A 22,178-nucleotide genomic window follows, 5' to 3' on the forward strand; every position below is an offset into this window, starting at 1 on the left:
AATCCCTCCTGGAATCAATTTACCTGTTTACCTGATACTAATACTTACAAGACTAAATAATCCTTTGAAGAATGGGTCAGCAGCTTCATGCCGCTTTCGGTGATTATGATATCATCTTCGATCCGCACACCGCCCAGACCCGGCAAATAAATGCCCGGCTCTACAGTTACAACCATACCCGGTTCCATAATTTCATCCGCCAGCTTGGACAACCGCGGGTTCTCATGAACCTCCATACCCAAACCGTGTCCTGTGCTGTGTCCGAAATATTCGCCATAGCCGTAACGGGTGATAATGTCACGCGCCAGAGCGTCGCATTCCCTTCCGGTCATGCCCGGTTTGATATTGGCCAGCGTGTGGAGCTGCGCTTCAAGCACAATATCATAAATCTCTTTGAGCTTGGGGTCCGGAGAGCCCAAAGCGATCGTACGCGTTACATCCGAGCAGTAACCATCCAGCAGCGCACCGAAATCGAAGGTCACGAATTCATTGTTCTGAATGACCTTGCTGCTTGCCACGCCATGCGGCATCGCTGACCGTTCACCGGAAGCCACAATCGTATCGAACGAAGATGAGGTTGCGCCGTGGGTGCGCATGTAGAATTCCATTTCCAGGTCCACGTCACGTTCGGTCATGCCGGGCTTGATCACATTCAGGATGTGGCTGAACGTGGCATCCGCCAGATCTGCAGCACGCTGCATCACAGCAAGTTCGCCTTCATCCTTGAACGCCCGCAGATTCTCAACAGCCTTGGAGACCGGCACCAGCTCCGCAGGCTGCAGCGCAGCCGCATATGCACTATAGGCACTGAAAGTCACATCATCCTGTTCGAAGCCGATGCGGACATTCGCGCCCTGCAGCAGCTCGCGGACAGTATCAATAAATTTCGGACCATGCTGTACCACCTTCAGGCCTGTTACCTGTTCCGCCGCCTGTGTCATATACCTGAAGTCAGTCAGCAGATAGCTGTCATCGCCGGTCACCAGAACATAACCGGAAGAACCGGTGAATCCGCTTAAATAGCGGCGGTTAATGCCGCTGGTTATTAAGATCGCATCCAATCCCTGTTCCTGCAAAACCTTGCGCAGCTTGGAGACACGCTTGTTGCCCATTTTCATTCTCCTCTCGAAATAGCCACATTGTATTTTAACATAGGGTCATGCCCTTGAGAAGTTTTTTCGGGCTGTCAGGCAAGCTTTGTCTGCTGTTCGCGTTTGCGTTCATCTGTATATTCGATTGCCGCTGTATATCCGATGAATAATCCCCAGAGCAAAAAAATGCAAAACTCACTGACCACAGAGTTCCATGGCAGCCTGAACATCTTCTGCTGCAGGAATTGCCAGGATCCGGCAAGGAAGATCGCCGACCAGCACAGCACACCGAAGATCATCCCCGGCCACGGCCCCTTCAGCTTGCGCAAGATCAGCACATACAGCAGGGACGCTACCACTGAAAAAGCAATAAAACATAGATATCCTGTCAGATGACCCGCCCGTGTCATCAAGAACTCATGCTTAAAAAAGGGCTCGGCCAGAAATCCCGGGATCACCTTGGTAAAATGCAGGGCATACATCAGCCAGCGTGCCCCTCCCCAGATTAACCCGGCGAAAAAGCCCAGCTCCATGCCAAAAAACCAGGGATTGGTATGTTCGGATTTTTGCTTATGGGATTTGCTCATTATGCTGCCTCTCTTTCAATGGATGGAATAGCTTGCCGGCTCTCTGCTCCCAGTTCCTAGTATGTACAGTAAAAGGCAATCCAACTAGCAATGTCGCCATAAATTAGTTACAATGTATTATATAAATCACATTAATACACGGGAAGGTGAATTGGTTGTCCCAAGAAACTCCAAGTTACGGCGGCCAAGCCGTCATTGAAGGCGTTATGTTCGGCGGCAAGCATATCAACGTAACTGCCGTAAGAAGGAAGAACCGGGAAATTACATTTTTGGAGGTGCCGAGAAGCGATAAGAGCTGGGTCGTAAAACTGCGCAGGATACCGCTTCTTCGCGGCCTTGTCAGTATTATAGATTCCAGCGCCAAAGGCTCCAAGCACTTGAATTATTCAGCGGAATCCTATGCCGAGGATGAGACCGAGCCGGAAGACTTGGCGAAGCAGCAGAAGAAAGCCAAGAAAAAGGAAGAGGGCTGGAGTCTGGGGATGATTTTTGGCGTAGCGATCATGGGTATTTTATCTTTCCTTTTTGGCAAGCTGATCTTTACCCTTGTCCCTGTCTTTGTTGAAAATTTTCTGTTCAAGAATGCATTTGATAACTACATTCTGCACAACCTCGTAGAAGGCGGAATTAAACTGGTTCTCCTGCTCGTCTACCTGTGGGCTATCTCTCAGACCCCTGTAGTGAAGCGGCTGTTCCAGTACCATGGGGCCGAGCACAAGGTTATCAGCGCATTTGAAGCCGGTGAAGAGCTGACGGTAGCGAACGTGCAGAAGTACAGCCGTCTGCATTACCGTTGCGGAAGCAGCTTCATGATGCTGACGATTATCCTTGGCGTCATTATCTACTCCGTGTTTCCTTGGGATAACCTGGTTGAACGTGTAGTGCAGCGCATTGTGCTGCTGCCGGTCGTAATCGGTATCTCCTTTGAGGTTCTGAAAGGAACCAACGCCGTAAGAGACATTCCGGGACTGAAGTACCTGGGCTATCCTGGACTGTGGCTGCAGCTGCTGACAACCAAGGAACCCAAAGATGAAATGGTTGAAGTCTCCATCGCCTCATTTAACCGGATGCGGGAGCTGGATGCCGCAATCGAAGCAGGGGCATATACTGAAGCAAGTGTGTCAGGCGGAATATTGGATCCTGCGAAAGGATGAGTGGTCTATGATCAAGCATGCTTTGATTTTTTGGATAAGTGTAGCGCTGGCGGTACTGGGTTTGGTTACACGGTTTATGCTGGTGGGCTTCGGAGCGCTGACGTCTTTGATTATCCCGCTCTTGCTTCTAGGAATTGTGTTTTATGCGAACCGGTCTTTCAAGGCTGGTTATGGCCGGGGTTCCGGCAGATCACAAACGAAAGTAATCCCTTCCCAAAAAACCATGGCCAAGGTCGCAGGCCTGCGTAAAACGCAGTCAGCCGCTCCCGGCAAACGCAAAACCTATCCGTTTCAGGTGATCGAAGGCAGCAAGGGCAAGAATGATGAGCAGCTGCCCAAATATCATTAATAAAAGCCTTCCCGCGCAGCAATACGCGGGAAGGCTTTTATAATGTATGTGCTTCACGCCATCTTAGAAAATCGTAGGCTTCGGAAGCGGCCGCCAATTTTTGAAAAACGCCTCCCCCGCCTTGTATCCGGCTGCATACAGCTCGTCACTTCTGTCCGGCGCGAGATTGAACTCCGTCATCGAGATGCCCAGCGTAGGAATCTTAACCGTCCGGATAAATTTTTCCGTTTCAATATAACGTTCATCATGGGCCGACAGCATGGTGCCCACCATCGCCTGGAGCATACTGAAAGGACCGGTAATCCTGTGCGGCTGCGGCTCTGTTTTACCGATCATCTGATAACCCACCGTGGGGATTCTGCGGCCCGGGCTTTTGAAGCCCTCTTCCTTCTCGTCGAACAGCCACAACGGAAAATTGCTTAACAAACCGCCATCGACTATATAGACAAACTGCTCAGCAAAAGACTTTCCTTTAGCCGCTTCATTGCTCATTCTCAGCATCACCGGATCAAAAAAATACGGGATGCTGCAGCTCATCCGCACCGCTTTGGCCACCTCGAAGCTGTCCGGGGAAATCCCATACTGCTTCAAGTCGTCAGGCAGCACAACCAGACGCCCGTTCGTAATATCGGAGGCGATAATGGACAGCTTGCCGCGGGGCAGATCTCCAAAGGTGACAAGTCCTTTTTCTTTCAAAATCCCGCGTATCCACGACTCCAGCGCCTCCCCGGAATACAGCCCTTTTTTGATCAGCACACGTAATGCAGGTCCCACATAAGCCGTATTATAGAGGAAGCCCCTTTTTAGAAAAGAGGTAAAAGCTGTTGCCTGGATAATCCTGCTCATCGCTTCACCGTCATACCCCGCGGCAAGCAGCGAGGCGATGATGGAGCCTGAAGAGGTTCCGGCCACCCGCTTAAACACCGCCCCCGCCTGCTCTGAAGCCTGAACCGCGCCCGCGAGCGAAATCCCCTTCACACCCCCGCCTTCAAATACGGCATTGATCTCCATAGACAGTCATCCCCCGTTCCATAGACCTAATGCTTATCTATGACCACGGGGGAAGTTTCATGACTTGAAATAAAAGGTCAGCAGACTGGCGAGTCCAAAAGGATCGCGGCTTACAATATCGTTCGCTCTGAACATGATGCTGCCGGCCACTTCAGTATACTTCTCATTATATTTCAACTGGTTGATAATCTGTTCGCCGCTTTGCCACTCAGCGCTTTTGTCGGTTCCTACTTTGTAGGTGGCCTGTCCTATGTAGAGCTTGACTCCGGTGCCCTTCACCTCGTTCACCCACCAGTCCACCAGCTTGTCGTACCGGGCCGCATTAAAGGAGAGGCTCCAATAAATCTGCGGGGCAATATAGTCGATCCAGCCGCTGCGTATCCAGGTCCGCGTATCGGCATACATGTCGTCATACGCAGATACACCTGCAGTGGTATCGGAACCGGTGCTGTCCGCCTTCTTGTTGCGCCAGACGCCAAACGGGCTGACACCGAACGAGACATCCGATTTCACGCCATGAATGGACTGGCCTAGGCGGCTGATGAAATCATTGATATTGTCCCGCCGCCAATCCCCCTTGGAGCTGATGGACTTGGAATTATAGGTCTTAAACGCCTCATCATCGGCAAAAGTACCGGATGGATAGAAATAGTCATCCAGATGAACACCGTCAATGTCATAGCCCTTCACTACTTCCATAACGGTATCGATGATATGCTGGCGCGCTTCGGGAATGCCCGGATTAATATAGAGCTTGTTGTCTGCTTTGACGATCCATTCCGGATGGGCTTTTGCCACATGATTGCTCGCCAGATTTGCCGTGTTGGCATCCGTAGTCGCGCGGAACGGATTGAACCAGGCATGGAACTGCATGCCCCGGCTGTGAGCGGCACTGATCATAAATTCCAGCGGATCATAACCCGGATTCTTGCCCTGCGTACCAGTTAATATCTTGGACCAGGGAACAAGCACCGAGGGATACAGGCTGTCCCCGGAGGGTCTGACCTGCACGAATACGGCATTAAAGCCGGTTTTTTGCAGCTTGTCGAGCAATGTGTTGAACTCCTGCTTCTGCTTGGCCTCATTGCCTGCAGAGGCAGTAGAAGGCCAGTCCAGGTTGAACACGGTTGAGATCCAGGCACCCTTCATTTCTTTCGGGGCCTTTGCTCCCGGAACCGATGGAACTGTCGGCGCAGGCGCAGTTGGTGTCGGCACGTTAGGCTTTGGCACGTTTGGTGTCGGTACAGGCGCCGGTGACGGCACGCTTGTCGGTGCAGGTACCGCCGGCGTGGACGGTCCGACAATCTCTGTATTTGAATACAGCGCGATGTGCTTGGTTGCCTGATTCCAGACGACCTCCAGCCCAAGCTGTTCACTTACAAAACGCAACGGCACGGTCACCCGGCCCTGCACGATCTGCACCGAGGTATCCAAGGCTACCGCTGTTCCCCCTACGTCGGCTGTCTTTTTGCCGCTGGTGAGCTTAAGCACGTTCTCCCCTTTGCTGATCGTCGCAGTCTTATTGCTTTGATTCCACTCTACCGCTGCACCCAGCCCTTTGCTGACTACACCTACAGGCACCATAGTCACGCCTGAAGCGGTAATAAACGGCGGCACATCACTGCTCAAGGCCTCGCCATCCAGCTCAATGGTTATCGGTATGGCCGCCGCCCGAACGCCGGTCATACCAAACGGGAGACATAACAGCAGCACCAATAATCCTAACATCCATTTACGGTAATTCATAATTCCTCCCCGGTATACAGTGAAATTTTGCGCAGACACCAAAAAACGGCCTTCTCGTCCTTATCACAAGGGAGACGGCCGTTTCTCTTGTCAAACGGAGTCCTGAACAAAAAAGAACGATACCGTTATGACGTCAAAAAACTGGAAAGGTTGCGGTAAACACATAAAAACAACATCATTTATGAGTCGCTGACCAGTTCAAGATGAATATCGTATAAGGTCTGCAGACGCGCTTCATCACGGCGAAAATACTCCACCAGCGTCTCAATGCGCGTAATGGAGTCCCAGCTCAAATGATGCTCGATTCCTTCGACATCCTTATAAATATGCTCCTGCTGCACTCCGATCAGGCCAAGGAATTCCTCCAGCAGCTGGTGACGGTCAACGAGACGTTTTCCCACTTTTTTCCCTTTGCTTGTTAGGACAAGCCCACGATATTTCTCATAGATGAGATATTCGTCCTTATCCAGTTTTTGGATCATCTTGGTCACAGAGGAGGGGTGGACTTCCAGTCCCTCGGCAATATCCGAGACCCGCGCATAACCCTTCTCGTCGATGAGCTTGTATATGCGCTCCAAATAATCCTCCATGCTGGGTGTTGGCATTAAACTTTACCTCTTTTCTATAATGAGCGTGGCGACGGGGCCGGGTCTTGCTCTAACAATGATACATGTTTCTGCCGCTCCTTGGCAAGTCCTGAAGCACAGTTCCCACAGCTCTTAGCGATGTTTTCCATGGTTTTCGCCGGCCCAATATCGGCACAATAACCATATCCTCATTCATAAGGAGCGTGAATTCATGACCACGGCAGTAACTGAACGCCCCTCCGCCAAAAAACACCGCAAGCCCACCGGCCTGTTTATTCCTGAACTTGTTTTTTTTGAGCCGGAGGCGCTGAAATATCCCAAAGGTGAGCGGATCATGGAATGGGTCAAAGCGCAGAATATCCCTTACCGCATGACTACTTCACACAACCGGATTACCAATCTGCCGGGAGAAACGGAACTGGAGCAATATAAAATTGCCAAACGCACCCTCGTGGTGGGCATCCGCAAAACCTTGACCTTTGACCAGTCCAAGCCCTCTGCCGATTATGCGATTCCGATTGCCACCGGCTGCATGGGCCACTGCCATTACTGCTATCTGCAGACAACCCTTGGTGCCAAACCGTATATCCGTGTGTATGTCAATACAGGCGATGTGATCGATGCCGCCAAAAAATATATCGAAGAACGCGCCCCGGAGATCACTTCCTTCGAAGCGGCGTGCACCTCCGATCCGCTGGGTCTGGAGCATATCACCGGTTCTCTTGCCGAGCTGATTACCTTCATTGCGGACGAGCCGCTGGGGCGGCTGCGTTTTGTCACCAAATACCAGCATGTGGAGCCGCTGCTCCACCTGAAGCATAACGGCCACACCCGGATCCGGTTCAGTGTGAACGCCGATTACGTAATCCGGAATTTCGAGCCGGCGACCGCACGCTTCGAGGAACGGATTGAAGCTGCCGGGCAAATCGCCCGGGCCGGGTACTCGCTTGGCTTCATCATCGCCCCCATCATCTGGCATGAGGGCTGGCAGGAAGGGTACGCCGAGCTGCTGGCGAAGCTGGCCCAGACGCTGCCGCCGGAGACCGGCAAAGGCCTTACTTTTGAAATGATACAGCACCGGTTCACCAAGACGGCCAAAACCGTCATCGAGAAACGATATCCGAAATCCAAACTGGAAATGGACATCGAGAAGCGCAAAAAGAAATGGGGCCGCTGGGGCCAGCACAAATACGTCTATCCCGATGAACAGCAAACCGCCCTGCGGGAATTCATCACAGAGCGGATCTTTGAACATTTCCCGGAAGCGGGAATTGATTATTTCACCTGATTGGAAGGCGGTCATTGGGACCATCAGTTAGAACTTGAGCCAATCCGGCGTAATTCCCTGCAGCCATATGGTAATGCGGAACATCTGATCCGTAAACAGCAGTAGTCCCATAACAATCATGAGTCCGCCGCCCGCCTTCATCAGCAGATTGGAGTATTTGAGAATGCGCCGGGCTCCGCCGAGGAAGAAGGCAAGAACGAAGAAAGGCAGCGCAAAGCCGATGCAATAGGCCGTAATCAGTGTGAACCAGGCCCCTTGGTCGCTGGCCGACAGCGCAATGATTGGAGTCAGGATCGGGCCAATGCATGGAGACCAGCCTGCTGAGAAGCCGATGCCCAGAATGAAGGAGCCCAGATAACCCGCCGGCTTCCATCTCATATTGAGTTTGTGTTCACGAAGCAGAAACCTGGGTTGGAAAATCCCCAGCAGGAACAGCCCCATCGCCATCACAAGGATGGCCGATAATTGCCGGATCAAATCCCGCTGCTCCTGAAATACTTCTCCAAACAGCCCGGCCCCAAAGCCAATGGTATAGAAAACTGCAGACAATCCAAGAATAAAAGCCAGCGTATGGCTGATGGTCCGGAAACGGGCCTTTTTGGTATTGCTGCCGGCTTTTAGTTCCTGAACGGACAGACCGGTGATATAGCTCAGATAGGAAGGGTACAGCGGCAGACAGCAGGGCGAGATGAAAGACGCAACACCGGCAGCAAAAGCAATTCCTGCATTCAGGTTGGACAAAGTGGCTTCTCTCCTTCCGGGCTTCAGGGTCACTTCGTATGAATGGATTACATTACTTTCTACTTTAACCTTCCACTCTTCCGTTCACTTTACGCAGGCAGCCCTTTTTTGCCAATCAGGGTTAAGGCCAGCAGCGCAATCAGCAGCAAAACAATTGTGGCCCCAGGGGCCAGATTCCAAATTCCTGCCACCACCAGCCCGCCGACCACCGCAATCTCTGCAATGATGACGGACAGCACCACCGACGACTTGAAGCTGCGCGACAGAAGCAGACTGATCGCCACAGGAATAGTCAGCAGCGCCGACACCAGCAGCGAGCCGACGATCTTAATAGCCGTGCTGATGACCAGCGCCGTCAGCACCGTAATCAGCATATTCAGCAGCTTCACGGGCAACCCGCTCACACTGGCTGCATCCTCCTCAAAGCTGAGCAGAAAAAATTCTTTGAAAAACAGGGTCACCACGACCACCACCGCCAGGGTGACGATACCCACTACGAGGAGATCGGTGTTGTCGAGCGTATAAATGCTGCCGAACAAGTAGCTCATCACATCCGCATTATACCCTTTGCCCAGAGTGAAAAAAAGCGAGGCCAGTGCCACCCCGCCGGACATAATGATGGCGATGGACAGCTCGGCATAGCTTTTGTACGCTTTGCGCAGCTTCTCGATTGCGAACGATGCCACGACCGCAAAGATCAGCCCCGCTCCCAGCGGATAAAAGCCGGTCAAAAAACCGAGCGCTACCCCGGCAATCGTCACATGCGCCAGTGTATCGCCAATCATGGACAGACGGCGCAGGACCAGAAACACGCCAATAAGCGGCGCGGTAATGCCAATCATCAGCCCGCCCGCAAGCGCCCGCTGAAAAAAATCACTGAATAGAATTTCCAAGACTTCAATCTCCTCTGAGTATCAAATGCTTAGCGATTTAAAAAGCGATTTCAAAAAACCTTTTTCAAAACCTTTTCGATCCCTCCCAAACCCTCCCTTCCAAGGGAGGGCCCCAAGGGCTCCGCCCTCTGGACACCCGGTAAGTGCAACTGGTGTGGGAGAAACGTTAGCTGGAGCTTAGGGACGGGGATGAAGGATCGCTTTTCGTCCCTTCGGGACACGCTTAACGGATGCGGGATCTAGAAACTACTGATACAAAACCCCTGCTTTATCGTATGACTAACGACGTTTCGTTTTTGCGTCATTAAATAATTACGTTTTTGCGTAAAAATACGTAAAACTTTCCGCTTACTTAAGAGAGGCATTGTTAGTTGTTCTATGAAGGCGTTTGGTTGTCCTATGTTGTACAATGGACGAACCGAAACATTAACAAAGCAGACAAAAGCGGTACTGAAACAGTAACAAAACAGTTCCGAAGCAGAACAAAAGCAGAACCAAGAGCGGCTAAATGCAATCTATTGCAGATGCTGCAATAGAATTTTCATTTTAAGGCCAAAAAAGGAATTCTAGTGTATTTCGTACAGCAGAATTAGCCATATAAGCGTAATTATCGTACAAATACAAAATTCTAGTGTACAAAGTGCAACAGAACGTTAATCTGGGCAGGAAACAATTGATTCTGCTGTACAAAGTGCAATAGAACCTTAAAAAACGAGCAGAAACGATCACGGCAGGGAAGCCGGAGCATGACTTACCTTGGAGGCAAAATTTAGACAAGTGCATTCATACACTTAAAAGCAGGCTAACCCGGCGTATGATCAGCATTCCGCATAAATAAGTGGACGAAGGTGCAATTAGCTCCTTATGCGCACGAAAAAGTTAGTTTTTAACTGCACAAAATACAACTAGACTTACCTTAGCATGCAATTAATAATCCCCCGCGTAAATCGACGTACCCTGTCAACACAGGGATTCGTCGGGGCACATACCTGATTCTTAAGTGCAGCTTATATAGAGTCTGATTATGAGATAGTGTGCTGCAGGTTGTCTACTGCGCAATCCTGGGCGTCATGGGAATGGCGGCAGTAAAAATTAATTTTGCCGTTTTTTTGCACGGGTTCCTCGCCCAGATAGTTCTTGATCATATCAATATCATGCGACACCATCAGGAACGTCATGTGGTGATGACCATGCATATGCATAATCAATTCAAAGAACCCGGCCTGCGTCTCGGCATCAATGCCGACCGTAGGTTCGTCCAAAATCAGCAGATCCGGATGGTTGATCAGCGCCCGGGCCAGAAAGACGCGCTGCTGCTGGCCGCCGGACAGCTGGCCGACTCTTTTGTCCGCTATATCCTGTATCCGCATCACTTCCAACGCATCGTCGCATTTTTGCTGCTGCGCTTTGGATACTCTGCGGATCAGGTTTTTGTTATTGTATAATCCGGACATAACGACCTCGCGCACAGTTGCCGGGAACAAGGGATTAAAAGCGTTTTTCTGCGGCACATAGCCGATCCGCTCCCAATCCTTGAATTTTCTCACCGGTTGTCCGAACAGCTTGATTTCGCCGCCGGTTGCAGGGAGCAAGCCGACAATCATCTTCAGTAGGGTGGTTTTGCCGGCCCCGTTGGAGCCGATAATGCCGAGGAAATCCCGCTCCTTCACGGTATAGTTGAGGTCTGTTATTACCTTCTGTTCGCCGTAGGAGAAGGATAGATCCTGTATTTCGATCATATGCTGATGGCAGTCCAGGGATACCGGTTGCATGTGAGTACCGCCTTTCACTTATACTTTCTACTTATACTTCTTTCCTTATTATTGTAAGGCCAGAATCAGATTTTGCAAATTTTTCTCCATCAGGGTGAAGTAATTGTCCCCATTCTTCTCCTGGGCTTCCGTCAGCCCTTCTACCGGATTAAGCACCATAGTGGACACACCGGCTTCAGCCGCAAGAGTTTTGGCCAGCTTGTCAGACACCAGCTCTTCGAAAAAAATGTAGCGGATGCCTTCCTTCTTCACCAGGTCGGCAAGCTTCAGCAGATCCTGGCTGCGCGGTTCCGCATCGGCGGACAGTCCCATAATGGCATGCTGGGTCAACCCGTAATCACGGGCCAAATAAGCAAAAGCCTGATGGGATACCACAATTTCATGATTTGGCAGCTTGGCCAGCTCTGTTGCAAATTTACTGTCCAGCGCCTTCAAACGCTCGGCAAGCTTGTTGTAACGCTCTTCGTAGCCGTCCTTATGCGCAGGGTCTACAGACTGCAGGCTTTCTTTTATATTCTCAGCCATAATAAGCGCTGATTTGGGGCTTACCCAGGTGTGAGGGTCGGTATGCAGAGTGTCCGTGTGGCCTTCTGCTTCCCCTTCTTCCCCTTCTCCTCCATGATCATGCCCATCTTCCTCGTCAGTCATGATATAATCAACGCCTTTGCTGACCTCGACCGCTTTCGCTTCGCTGTCGGCATCCAGGCTTTTCAGGAAATTTGGCACCCAGCCTTCCAGCCCCGCTCCATTGTACAGGAACAGCTGGGCTTTGGAGGTATTGATAATATCCTGGCTGCGCGGTGTCCAATCATGCGGCTCAACACCTACCGGCAGCAGATTGATGGCATGGACATCCTCCCCGCCAATCTCGCTGGCAAATTCATATATGGGATAAAAAGTAGTAATCACATTTACTTTGCCTTCTACGATACTTCCGCTGCTCTTCGGACCGCATGCTGCAAGCAGCAAAAATACCAGCAAAGTCAGCGTAAGCAGCACGCCCCTGTGCAGGCTCTTGGTTAACATTTGATTGATCGACTCCTCAAATCGTAAATTTTACTATTTGAATTATAATAGTAATAGTTACGATAAGTCAACATTTCCACTTACAACATATCAAGAACCAACCGGCTGCGCCTTCCTTCATTGGACAGTACAGCCGTCTTGGATTCAGTCTAGCATTACCTGGAGAACAACTCTCCATAAATTCTACGGCAACTCCAAGTGGAAAAAGAGTAAATAATTTGCTTGGCTACCCTGTTCTCCACAGATTAGGTGGAAAAAGGTACACTAATTTAGCTCATTTCACTCCTACCGAGGGAATATGGCCCAATTAAGTTTCCTTTTTCCACTTAAATCTCATGATTCTTGATTATGGGGAGAAATAAGCCCCCTTTTTCCAACTAAAGCTTGCGAAGAGGCCGGTTTGCAGGCACTCGTTGGAATAAGGATATCTAGACCGGCTGATCCCTCAACTTAATAATCTCCAAGATAAAGGCCAACCAGCCTTCGGCGCTTGCGCCCACCTTGCGTGATGGGACATTGCTGACCGTGCGATTTCTTGTGAGTTCCTCTGCGGGCACGATGCGCTCCTTTCACGATCTATCTGCGGCTGTTGCGGACAGGAAAGCCGTTATTAGGAAGGATTCGTCCATCCCGCAAGACACCCGGACTGAGATTCCGCTGTTTGTCCTTTTTCCTCTTATTCCAGGCTCCATTGAACGATATAACGCCTCCTGAGTCCGCTTCCGCCAGAAAAGCAGACTTTTTCGCAAAATAAAGGCTTCTCTGTTCGCTTCGTCCTCTTCGTCCGCTTCATCCTTCGTCCGCAGTCCACTCTGTCCGCTTCATTCCGCTGATGAAGCCCCTTCCTCCCGCACCTCTTATATCATCTGATGCTTCCAAGATATCCACATGGTATGATATTGCATAATTTCCCATGCAATAAAAAAGGGACAACTGCGCCATTTTCCGCAGGTTGTCCCTTTCTGTAAGCCAATGCCGGATCCACCCGGCCTACTTCACAATTGCGCCGTTCGGCATGCTGTCCGGCACGGTGGCAATGGTCAGCTGGTCGCCTTTGGAGGCGGCCAGGATCATGCCCTGTGACAGTTCGCCGCGCAGCTTCACCGGCTTCAGGTTCACAATGCAGATCACCTTGCGTCCCACCAGCTCCTCCGGTGTGTAGAACTTGGCAATGCCAGAGACCACCTGGCGCTGCTCATAGCCGAGATCCAGCTGCAGCTTCAGCAGCTTGTCCGCCTTCTTCACCGGTTCGGCCGCGATAACCTGGGCCACCCGCAGCTCGGCCTTGGCGAAATCGTCGATGCCGATTTCTTCCTTGTGCTCCTCCTCCGGCTCGGCTGCGGCTGGTGCAGCTCCGGCTTCAGGAGCCGCCTCCGCCTCCGCTGCTGCCGGTTTCCCGGCGCCCATCGCTTCGGCGATGTAGGCCACTTCCTGCGCCACATCCAGGCGCGGGAAGATCGGATCGCCCTTCGCAAGCTTGGTGCCGGCCGGAATCAGGCCGAAGGTCTTACCGCCGTCCCAGGAAGTCAGCTCACCCGGCTCAATGCCGAGCTGCTGCCAGATTTTAGCCGGTGCTTCGGTCAGGAACGGCTGCAGCAGGATTGATGCGGTGCGCAGCCCTTCCACGAGATGTCTCATCACAGAAGCCAGTTCACCCTTTCGGCTCTCGTCCTTCGCGAGCACCCAAGGCTGTGTCTCATCGATATATTTATTCGTCCGGCTGATGAACGCGCCAATCGCTGTGAGCGCTACAGAGAACTCCATTTTTTCCATAGCTTCTTCCACTTTGGCATATGTGCTCTTAGCCGCTGCCTCAAGCTCACCGTCAAAAGCGGTCACATTGCCCTCGTAAGCCGGAAGCACACCAGCAAAATACTTTTCCACCATTGCCCCGGTGCGGTTCAGCAGGTTTCCAAGGTCATTCGCGAGGTCATAGTTGACGCGGTCGACGAAGCTCTCCGGAGTAAACGTGCCGTCCGATCCAAACGGAACCTCGCGCAGGAGGTAGTAGCGCAGCGCATCCAGACCATAACGGTCGATCAGGGTCACAGGGTCCACCACATTGCCCTTGGATTTGGACATTTTGCCGTCCTTCATCAGCAGCCAGCCATGCGCAAACACCTTCTTCGGCAGCGGTTCGCCAAGCGCCATCAGAATGATCGGCCAATAAATCGTATGGAAACGCACAATTTCCTTACTCATGAGATGAACATCCGCCGGCCAGAATTTATCGTACAGGCTGCGGTCCCCGGAGCCATATCCCAGAGCCGTAATATAATTGGTCAGCGCATCGATCCATACATAGACCACATGCTTGTTATCGCCTTTGACCTTGACGCCCCAATCAAATGTTGTCCGGGAGACGGCCAGATCCTCCAGCCCCGGCTTAATGAAATTGTTGATCATCTCATTCTTGCGCGATTCCGGCTGAATAAAATCCGGGTTCTCCTCATAATACGCCAGCAGCCGGTCCACATATTTGCTCATCCGGAAGAAATAACTTTCTTCCTTCACCAGCTGGACGGGATGACCGCTATCCGGGCTTTTGCCCCCGATCACTTTGCCGTCCGCATCACGCTCAATATCCACCAATTGAGTTTCTGTGTAAAAGGTTTCATCCGAGATACAGTACCAGCCTTCATATTCCCCTTTGTAAATATCGCCCTGCTTCAGCAGCCGGTCAAAAATATCCGCCACCACTTGTTTGTGGCGCTCCTCCGTTGTTCGGATGAAATCATCGTTGGAGATGTCCAGCTTGCGCCACAGCTCCTTAATGCCCACGACGATGTCGTCGACGAACGCCTGCGGCGTCTTGCCGGCCTTCGCTGCCTTCTCCTCAATCTTCTGCCCATGCTCATCAGTACCTGTCAGATAACGGACCTCATAGCCGCGCAACCGCTTGTAGCGGGCCATAGCATCCCCCGCCACCGTCGAGTAGGCATGCCCGATATGCAGCTTGTCGCTGGGATAATAGATCGGGGTTGTCAGATAAAATGTTTTCTTGTCGCTCATTTCCTGGTCATCCTTTCGTCTTGGCAAACACAAAAAACTCCCGCCCCGATATGGGGCGAGAGATTACTCACGCGATACCACCCAAAATTCCCCGGCTCCTCGCAGAGCACAGGCTTCGCCAGTTCCCTTCTGGGAACTGTCCATTAACGCTGGATCACGCCATAGCCTTACGCATCCGCCCTTGCACGGCCTGCCGCTCGCCTACAGTTCCTCCCGGACCATATTCAACCTGCGTACCATACCGGTTCCCAGCACCTCCGGCTCTCTGTAATGGTCGTCCTGATCTACTTATCCGTTCATTGGAAATCATCGTATTATTCAAAATATACCCATGTGCAGGTCTCATGTCAAGTTGGCTTGACTGATTCATCCCCGGATAACCGTTCATCCCGCGGCGGCACCGGATCAAGCCCTCCGGGATGGAAGGGATGGCATCTGGCGATCCGCTTGGCCGCAAGCCACGAGCCTTTTAATGGACCATGGACTTCAATCGCCTCCAGGGCATAAGCTGAGCACGTGGGGTAGAAGCGGCAGGTTGCCGGTTTGATAGGGGAGATATACTTGCGGTATACACGGATTGGCGCCTGAATTGCTCTGCGTCCGGCACTCATGTCAGTGGCCTTCTTTGCTGTGTACCGCCAGGGCCGTCTCTTCTTCACGGTTCTGTTCACATTCCTTACAGTAGCCGAACACCTCGAATTTATGCTTAACCACCCGGAACTGGTCGGGCGTATCCGTCAGATTCATCGGGCAGAAATTAATCGGGTAAGTCTTCATGCATTGAAGACAAATCATATGGTGATGGTGATGGTCCTGATTGCAGCTGCCTTTGAACTTAACCCCGTCCTCAAACACCACCTGCTCCAAAACTCCCAGCTCCTCCATCACCCGCAGATTGCGGTACACAGTATCGAAGCTGAGTCCGCTGTATTTGCGGCCCATATGCTCATAAACATCCTTCGCGGATAAATAGCCCGTATTCTCGCCGAATAGCTTGGCAAGCGTTTTTCGCTGATCGGTGATTCGCAGTCCCTGCCCCGACATGGCTTCCAGTATTTGATCTGTCGACAGCATTCGCTCATCTCCCATAACATGGTCTTTGTTTTGCACTCTCTTTATAATGCCCCAAAACCAAAGCCCCGTCAATGAAGCTCCACTGCTCCGGCTGCAAAAAGGCCCGGCAGCCATTCCCAATAGGAAAATGCTGCCGGGCCTGCTGCCGATACGGCCGGTTTATTTAGGAGCCGGAATCGGTGTGAAGACAAAGTTCACCGGAAGATTGCTGCCGGAGGCTACCGAGAATACGATATCCACCGGACCCTCGTAGTTCCCCGAGCGGTAGACCACTGCATTCATGTCGGAGCTGGTCAAGCTCCCTTTGTTCGGCAGATTAACAATCGTACCGTTGACCATCAGCGAGCCCAAATAATTGCCTCCGCGCGGATTGAACGTAATCAGTGTATTTTTTGCGACACTCTCTAGTCTGATTTTGTAGAGCGCACCGAAGTTACCCGCGTTCGATGCTTCTGTTCCGCTCATCGGATCCGTACCAATCAGATTCTTGTCATTGCTGTTGTCGCCAAGCACCAGCTTCGATTGTGTAGCCCCAACCTGATCGAACACACTGATGATACGGGTCGAATCCGGGTAAGTTCCCCGGTTGTGCACCCCATCACGGTCAAGCAGAGGAAGGGTTGACAGCAGCGCTACCGGATCCTTACTCTGCTCAACCATCACAACATCATACTGCACCGCTAAATCACTGAACAGATCAGCGCTCAGCGAGAGCACTTCTCCGGGCTTCATGGCGATTTTGCTCACGTCAGTCATAATGGGAATACTTTGTCCCGGCTGAAGCGTAATGGTTCCATAGCTGGAGTTAGTAAGCATGGAATTAAAATACTTTTGGATCGAAATTTTGCCTGTATATTCCGGCGATACGGCTGGACCGGCAATCCCCAGATACTGGGTTGTAATTGTCGTTGGATACAGATTGTGATTCGTTGCAATAACATACAGCTTCTGTCTGGTAGACATATTGTTCATGTGATGGACCAGAAAACGGGTGGAGCCAAGTGAAGTTTCGCGGTACAGCACGCCCTCGGCGTTAACCGTTTCCGGACTGTTGCTGCGAATCAGCGTATAAGGCTCGGAAGATATATTGTACGTCAGGTTAGGCAGTCCCGGAATCATTCCGCCGTCCATAGAAATAATGTCTCCCGGAACAGTGAACAGCTTCGCTACCTCATCCTGGGTATACAGTTGTTCGCTTGTAATATTGATGGTTTTCTCGAACGTGCTGCTCAGTCCGTGTTTGTCTGTTACTTTGAGCTGAAGCGAAACAGGTCCCGGGTTAAAATAAGCCAGTGCGCGATTCGTCCACTCAACCGTCAGCTCTTCGCCTTCAGGATCCGTACTAAGATCGGTAAGGGTAACCGGCTCACCCATTTTGTATTCATCTTTATCCGTTGAGAAATTCGCCACTGGCGGCTGGTTCGGCTGGAGCACTTGAATGGTCGCGGTATACGGATCACTCCATAGCCCGGATGCATCCTGGACCGTATAAGTTATTGTATAATAGCCCGGCTGATCGTACATGTCTTTTTTATTTTCATTCCACACCTCTTGGGCGATTGCACTGCCGTTCGGAGATGAGTATTGGGTTACAAAAGTCACCGGTGTTACTCCGGCATAGATTTCTGCAGGCTGTACCATAAAGGAAGCCGTTGGCTTTGTGTTTAGTTCAAGAATGACACGTTTCCCCACATTATCTACAGAATATTTTAAGGAAAGTGCTTTGGTAATCGAGGTCAAAGGAATCATGAACGTGCCCTTGAACTGATACGCAGGCCCTTTCATGGTCTCCTTGCTGCCGTTAACCGTATAAATCTTGCTGTTTGTCTTAAAGCGCATGACGCTGTCGCCCTTGGTCACAATAACTTCCTTTGTTTTGTTATCATAGGTGTATTTCACCTTGACCATATCCACCATGGCACGGATCGAAACGTAGGACACCCCATTTTTGACGGCCATTGGCTGGTTGGCCAAATACGCGTTGCCGTTCATGTACATTTTGTTGCTGTTCATCATGAGGATGAGCTGGTTCGGTCCTGCAGTAGGGATAATTTGGCCTCCGGTGGCAAGCGGTGTAATCACGCCCGGAGTTTCAGTAGGCAGTGCTGACGCTCCAGGGAGCGGAGTTATTGCCGGATCTGCCGTCACAGCTGGCAGTGCTGAACTAGACGGCACCGGTGTCGCATTAGGTACGGAAGTTGTTACCGGTGTCGGTGTTGGTGTTGGTATCGGTGTAGGCGTTGGTGTTGCACTACCCGGTGATACCAGAGGAGGCAGCGGATCAGTTGATTCAGGCATTAGGGTCGCCGCAGGCGTCGGGGTAGCCTCGGCTGCTTGAACTACTGTGCCGGATATAGTTGTAGTGCTTACAGGGGCGGCAAAAGCCGGCACTGCCGCTGCAACCTGCGATATAGCCAGGATTGCAACTAAAGATAGTTTTTTCAAATTCATGGTATGACTCCTTCTGCTCCCATTTGTAGTATATAAGGAAATTAAGACTCTCTGTACATGCCTTATATTCCCGCAAAAACACAGCATCCAAACGGATCAGCCGCTGCGGTTTTTGCCACGTTCATTTTACAAAACATAGTATTAGACGCATGACACCCCAAAAAGTTTCATTAAATATTAAGAAAAGATCAAAATTGTAATCCCATTTTTTCACAAAACCAAGAACATACACGTACTTGACTCCCTTTTGCTCTTCCGTTCTTATTATCGCCGGATTGCCCATTTCATCCTCATGGTTTTCTTGTTTTGTCCATACAAAAGAGGCACTTACCATTGGGAACAAGGTAAGCGCCTCTTTTCGTGCATTTCCGGGAATCCTCGTATTATTTTGCATCGCTTATCTGGCGATCAGTTATGGACTTCAGAGCTTTTCCCCGTCCACATAGCCTCCATCTGCTCAAGCGATCTGCCCTTCGTTTCAGGAACGGCCCGCCAAATAAACAGAAGAGAGAATAAAGAGGCAATCCCGAAAATCCAGAAGGTATTAGCGGGACCGGCCGAACCCAGTAATGGCGGGAAGAGCTGGGATACCAGATAATCGCCTGCCCATAGGGCCATCGAAGCGATTGCGACTGCTTTGCCCCGGATGCGGTTCGGGAAGATCTCCGACAGCATCACCCATACAACCGGTCCAAGCGATATAGCGAACGAGGCGACATAGATCAGAATCATGATCAGCACGAGCGGACCCGTAGTCAAGTCCATTTTAAAAGCCGCTCCGATAATTGCCAGACAGAGAGTCATTAATGAGGTTCCTGTCAGAAGCAGCGCTTTCCTGCCCACCTTGTCAATGAGCCATACCGAAATAATCGTGAACAGCACATTGATCAGTCCGATCCAGATGGTCTGTGTCAGAGAAGCATCCGTGCCGAGTCCCATTCCTTTGAATATTTCGGGAGCATAGTACAAAATGGCGTTGATACCGGTAATATGCTGCATTACGGCGAGCATGACACCGATGAAGAGTGCGCTCCGGATGCCGGGAGTGAACAATTGCTTGAACGAATCGCTTTCATTGTTGAACGACTCCTTGATGTCGAGAACTTCCTGCTTAGCGGCTTCTTCCCCATGGATTTTCACCAGGATCGGCAGCGCTTCATAGGGCCGGTTCCGTTTGATGAGCCATCTGGGACTTTCGGGTATGAACAGCATCAGGAGCATGAACAGCAGTCCCGGAACAGCCCCCACTCCGAACATCCAGCGCCAGGCGGTAGAAATATCCCAAGCTTCGTCTCCCATGCCGACAATCCACAGATTCAAAAAGTAAACCAGGAATATGCCTGAAACGATGGCCAGCTGGTTCAGAGCAACCAGACGTCCCCGGTATTTGGCAGGCGCGATTTCCGCATTATAGACAGGGCAGATCGTGGAAGTAATCCCAATGCCGATGCCGCCGATCATACGGGCGATAATGTACCCGGTAAAAGTATCCTGTACCGCCGAGCCTACCGAACCAACAATGAACAGAATGGCAGCGGCGAACAGCACCTTCTTTCTTCCGAATCGTTCACTCATATACCCTGAGAGTGCAGCACCTGTTACACTTCCCACAATCAAGCTGGATACCGCCCATCCCACTTGAAATTCGCTGAGTGCAAAATGCTGCTGCAGCAGACCGACCGCCCCCGAGACGACCGCAATATCAAAGCCGAACAAGATGCCTCCAAGCGCCGCAACGATCGATACCAGCGTAACAAAAAGCATATTGGGCTTCTCCATTTGAAGAGCATTCGTCTGAGGGATCTCTTTATCGATAACAATAGCCATTTCTGTTAGTCTCCTTCCCTATATCCATCTCCAACCCAGCAAGATAGTTCCTGTGAAAAAGTATAGCACGCGTTTTTCCTGCGGAAGCCGGCTATCGTCTTCACTAAACAGGCGATTATAAGCACTATCTTAACCTTGACCCGGGAACGGAAGAGGGCAGTACCGAGACTAGTATTTTTTCGACTGCATAACTCAAAAAAATCCATGCCGGGGGCCCGGCATGGAACTCCAAGGGACTATTGCTGCTGCCCACGGAACTCGGTGGGCGAAACGCCGGTTATCTTTTTGAAGACCCGGCTAAAATAATTAGGGTCCTTGTAACCCGCTTCAAAGCTGACCTCCTTCAGGCTCAGCCGGCCTTCGCCAATAAGCGAGATGGCCTTGTCAATCCGCAGCCGGGTTACGAAATCTATGAACGTTTCCCCGTATTCCTGTTTAAAGATTTTGCTGAAGTAGTGGGGATTCAAATGGACGTAATCGGCCACCTCCTCCAGCGAAAGATCATCCGTGTAACGCTCCTCGATATATTTTTTGGCCCTGCCCAGCACTGTCAAAGTCTGCTCCTCCCGCTGCTCGCGAATCCGATGAAGTGCCGAAATGACATAGGACTGCTGAGGAGCGGCGCTTATAGGCCCAGTATCATTCGGTAAGCCTATCCGTTTCAGCTCTTCAAAGTAACAATAAGCTTCTCCAGGTTCCTGCAGCGTTGAGGCAAATACCGCTTCGAAATACGACTCGCGGAACCCCTCCTCACCTTTTCGCAGCGATCCGATCCCGACGGCAGCCTGAATTCCCGTCTGCTTGCAGGCAAGTTCGAAGAGCTGCCTGGCAAGCTCTTTATTCCTTTCACGCCAGTCGTTCTCCCCCATGGAGAGAGGCTTCCGCACAAAAATGACGAGGTGATGGTCGATCAAGGAGCTTACAATGCTGCCAGAGCTATAGATTTTGACAAAGCTGCGGAAATGGTCATAAATCTTCTTCTTCTCCTGCAAGGAGGGGTGCCCCTCGAAAGCCACAACGATGGCGCTTCCCTGATCAAGCGGGAAATCCAGCCACTCCGACAGCTGGGGTGCGGTAGAATCCGCTGTCTGGTCAACCATTAAGATCAATGCCAGCTCATTTTCAACGAGAGGCATCAATTGGGATATTTTATGGCGAAGCTCCAGCTCCCCGGCGCGCAGCTGCTTCTCCCGCTCGATCTCGGAGATCAATCTTTTCAGCGTGCCGATAATCTGTTCACGTTTGGCAGGCTTCAAAATATATTCCTTCGCCCCCAGAGATAGCGCCTCCTGGGCATAAGCAAAATAATCATAGGCGGTAAGAAGGATGAACCGGGTATCCGGCAGCCGCTCCTTCAGCTCGCGAAGCGCCTCCAGTCCGCCGATTCCGGGCATATTGATGTCCAGAATGACGATATGTGGACGGTGCTCCTCCGCGCATTCAATCGCCTTGCGTCCGTTGCCGGCATGGATAAAGCGGAATATCCCCGGCATGGAGCGCTCCACGGTGAATTCCAGCCCCTCTCTTTCCAGAGGCTCATCATCCGCAATCAGAAGCCTGTACATAAGT

The 22,178-nt window shown here is 51.2% G+C and carries 19 protein-coding genes; 3 read left to right on the forward strand and 16 right to left on the reverse strand.

Translation table 11 applies throughout. The annotated features are described in order from the left end of the window. Positions 1 to 44: 44 nt before the first annotated feature. Together BLQ82_RS13820 and BLQ82_RS13825 are read right to left on the reverse strand one after the other, a co-directional pair. Positions 45 to 1,112 (reverse strand): M24 family metallopeptidase, encoded by a 1,068-nt coding sequence (locus BLQ82_RS13820; RefSeq protein ID WP_062527683.1) that lies wholly within the window; start codon positions 1,110 to 1,112, stop codon positions 45 to 47. 74 nt (positions 1,113 to 1,186) lie between these two features. Next, positions 1,187 to 1,678 (reverse strand): YqhR family membrane protein, encoded by a 492-nt coding sequence (locus tag BLQ82_RS13825; protein WP_062527682.1) that lies wholly within the window; start codon positions 1,676 to 1,678, stop codon positions 1,187 to 1,189. A 206-nt stretch (positions 1,679 to 1,884) separates the two neighbouring features. Between BLQ82_RS13825 and BLQ82_RS13830 the strand changes: the two genes are divergently transcribed. Then, on the forward strand, positions 1,885 to 2,832 hold the full coding sequence (locus tag BLQ82_RS13830; protein WP_143013442.1) for a DUF1385 domain-containing protein: 948 nt from the start codon (positions 1,885 to 1,887) through the stop codon (positions 2,830 to 2,832). Positions 2,833 to 2,839: 7 nt separating this feature from the next. Then, a complete protein-coding gene (locus BLQ82_RS13835) occupies positions 2,840 to 3,181 on the forward strand; it encodes a hypothetical protein (protein ID WP_062527680.1) in 342 nt (113 codons plus the stop codon). Between the two features lie 63 nt (positions 3,182 to 3,244). Here the strand turns inward: BLQ82_RS13835 and BLQ82_RS13840 are convergent, their stop codons facing one another. From BLQ82_RS13840 to mntR, 3 genes are all read right to left on the reverse strand, one after another. After that, complete coding sequence (locus tag BLQ82_RS13840) at positions 3,245 to 4,192, reverse strand: patatin-like phospholipase family protein (protein WP_062527679.1); 948 nt, start codon at positions 4,190 to 4,192, stop codon at positions 3,245 to 3,247. Positions 4,193 to 4,249: 57 nt separating this feature from the next. After that, on the reverse strand, positions 4,250 to 5,938 hold the full coding sequence (locus BLQ82_RS13845) for a family 10 glycosylhydrolase (RefSeq protein WP_062527840.1): 1,689 nt from the start codon (positions 5,936 to 5,938) through the stop codon (positions 4,250 to 4,252). A gap of 179 nt (positions 5,939 to 6,117) precedes the next feature. Beyond that, a complete protein-coding gene (gene mntR, locus BLQ82_RS13850; protein WP_019909637.1) occupies positions 6,118 to 6,543 on the reverse strand; it encodes a transcriptional regulator MntR in 426 nt (141 codons plus the stop codon). Positions 6,544 to 6,736: 193 nt separating this feature from the next. Here mntR and splB point away from each other — a divergent pair, with 193 nt between their 5' ends. After that, complete coding sequence (gene splB, locus BLQ82_RS13855; RefSeq protein WP_062527678.1) at positions 6,737 to 7,813, forward strand: spore photoproduct lyase; 1,077 nt, start codon at positions 6,737 to 6,739, stop codon at positions 7,811 to 7,813. Between the two features lie 27 nt (positions 7,814 to 7,840). Here splB and BLQ82_RS13860 read toward each other — a convergent pair whose 3' ends face one another. The 11 genes from BLQ82_RS13860 to BLQ82_RS13910 all read right to left on the reverse strand — a co-directional run bounded on the left by BLQ82_RS13860 (position 7,841) and on the right by BLQ82_RS13910 (position 22,174). Further along, a complete protein-coding gene (locus BLQ82_RS13860) occupies positions 7,841 to 8,554 on the reverse strand; it encodes a cytochrome c biogenesis CcdA family protein (RefSeq protein WP_062527677.1) in 714 nt (237 codons plus the stop codon). Positions 8,555 to 8,643: 89 nt separating this feature from the next. Next, the gene (locus BLQ82_RS13865; RefSeq protein ID WP_062527675.1) at positions 8,644 to 9,447 is read right to left on the reverse strand and encodes a metal ABC transporter permease; all 804 of its coding nucleotides are present in this window, start codon (positions 9,445 to 9,447) and stop codon (positions 8,644 to 8,646) included. A 1,022-nt stretch (positions 9,448 to 10,469) separates the two neighbouring features. After that, positions 10,470 to 11,219, reverse strand: coding sequence for a metal ABC transporter ATP-binding protein (locus BLQ82_RS13870; protein ID WP_062527673.1), 750 nt, complete (start codon positions 11,217 to 11,219; stop codon positions 10,470 to 10,472). 48 nt (positions 11,220 to 11,267) lie between these two features. Continuing rightward, on the reverse strand, positions 11,268 to 12,245 hold the full coding sequence (locus BLQ82_RS13875; protein WP_062527671.1) for a metal ABC transporter solute-binding protein, Zn/Mn family: 978 nt from the start codon (positions 12,243 to 12,245) through the stop codon (positions 11,268 to 11,270). A gap of 990 nt (positions 12,246 to 13,235) precedes the next feature. Beyond that, positions 13,236 to 15,257 (reverse strand): methionine--tRNA ligase, encoded by a 2,022-nt coding sequence (metG, locus tag BLQ82_RS13880; RefSeq protein WP_062527669.1) that lies wholly within the window; start codon positions 15,255 to 15,257, stop codon positions 13,236 to 13,238. Between the two features lie 347 nt (positions 15,258 to 15,604). After that, entirely contained in the window at positions 15,605 to 15,868 is a 264-nt protein-coding gene (gene yidD, locus BLQ82_RS13885; RefSeq protein ID WP_062527667.1) for a membrane protein insertion efficiency factor YidD, read from the reverse strand. A gap of 1 nt (position 15,869) precedes the next feature. Beyond that, complete coding sequence (locus tag BLQ82_RS13890; protein ID WP_062527665.1) at positions 15,870 to 16,331, reverse strand: Fur family transcriptional regulator; 462 nt, start codon at positions 16,329 to 16,331, stop codon at positions 15,870 to 15,872. Between the two features lie 159 nt (positions 16,332 to 16,490). Beyond that, positions 16,491 to 18,782 carry a stalk domain-containing protein gene (locus BLQ82_RS13895; RefSeq protein ID WP_074648241.1) on the reverse strand — a complete coding sequence of 764 codons (2,292 nt, stop codon included), beginning with the start codon at positions 18,780 to 18,782 and terminating at the stop codon, positions 16,491 to 16,493. Between the two features lie 121 nt (positions 18,783 to 18,903). Continuing rightward, positions 18,904 to 19,125 (reverse strand): hypothetical protein, encoded by a 222-nt coding sequence (locus tag BLQ82_RS13900; RefSeq protein WP_062527660.1) that lies wholly within the window; start codon positions 19,123 to 19,125, stop codon positions 18,904 to 18,906. 65 nt (positions 19,126 to 19,190) lie between these two features. Continuing rightward, positions 19,191 to 20,609, reverse strand: a complete 1,419-nt coding sequence (locus tag BLQ82_RS13905; protein ID WP_062527658.1) for a sugar porter family MFS transporter — start codon at positions 20,607 to 20,609, stop codon at positions 19,191 to 19,193. A gap of 236 nt (positions 20,610 to 20,845) precedes the next feature. Beyond that, positions 20,846 to 22,174 carry an AraC family transcriptional regulator gene (locus BLQ82_RS13910; protein ID WP_062527656.1) on the reverse strand — a complete coding sequence of 443 codons (1,329 nt, stop codon included), beginning with the start codon at positions 22,172 to 22,174 and terminating at the stop codon, positions 20,846 to 20,848. Positions 22,175 to 22,178 lie beyond the last annotated feature (4 nt).

This window comes from Paenibacillus jilunlii (genome assembly GCF_900102965.1).
Lineage (GTDB): Bacteria > Bacillota > Bacilli > Paenibacillales > Paenibacillaceae > Paenibacillus_AQ > Paenibacillus_AQ jilunlii.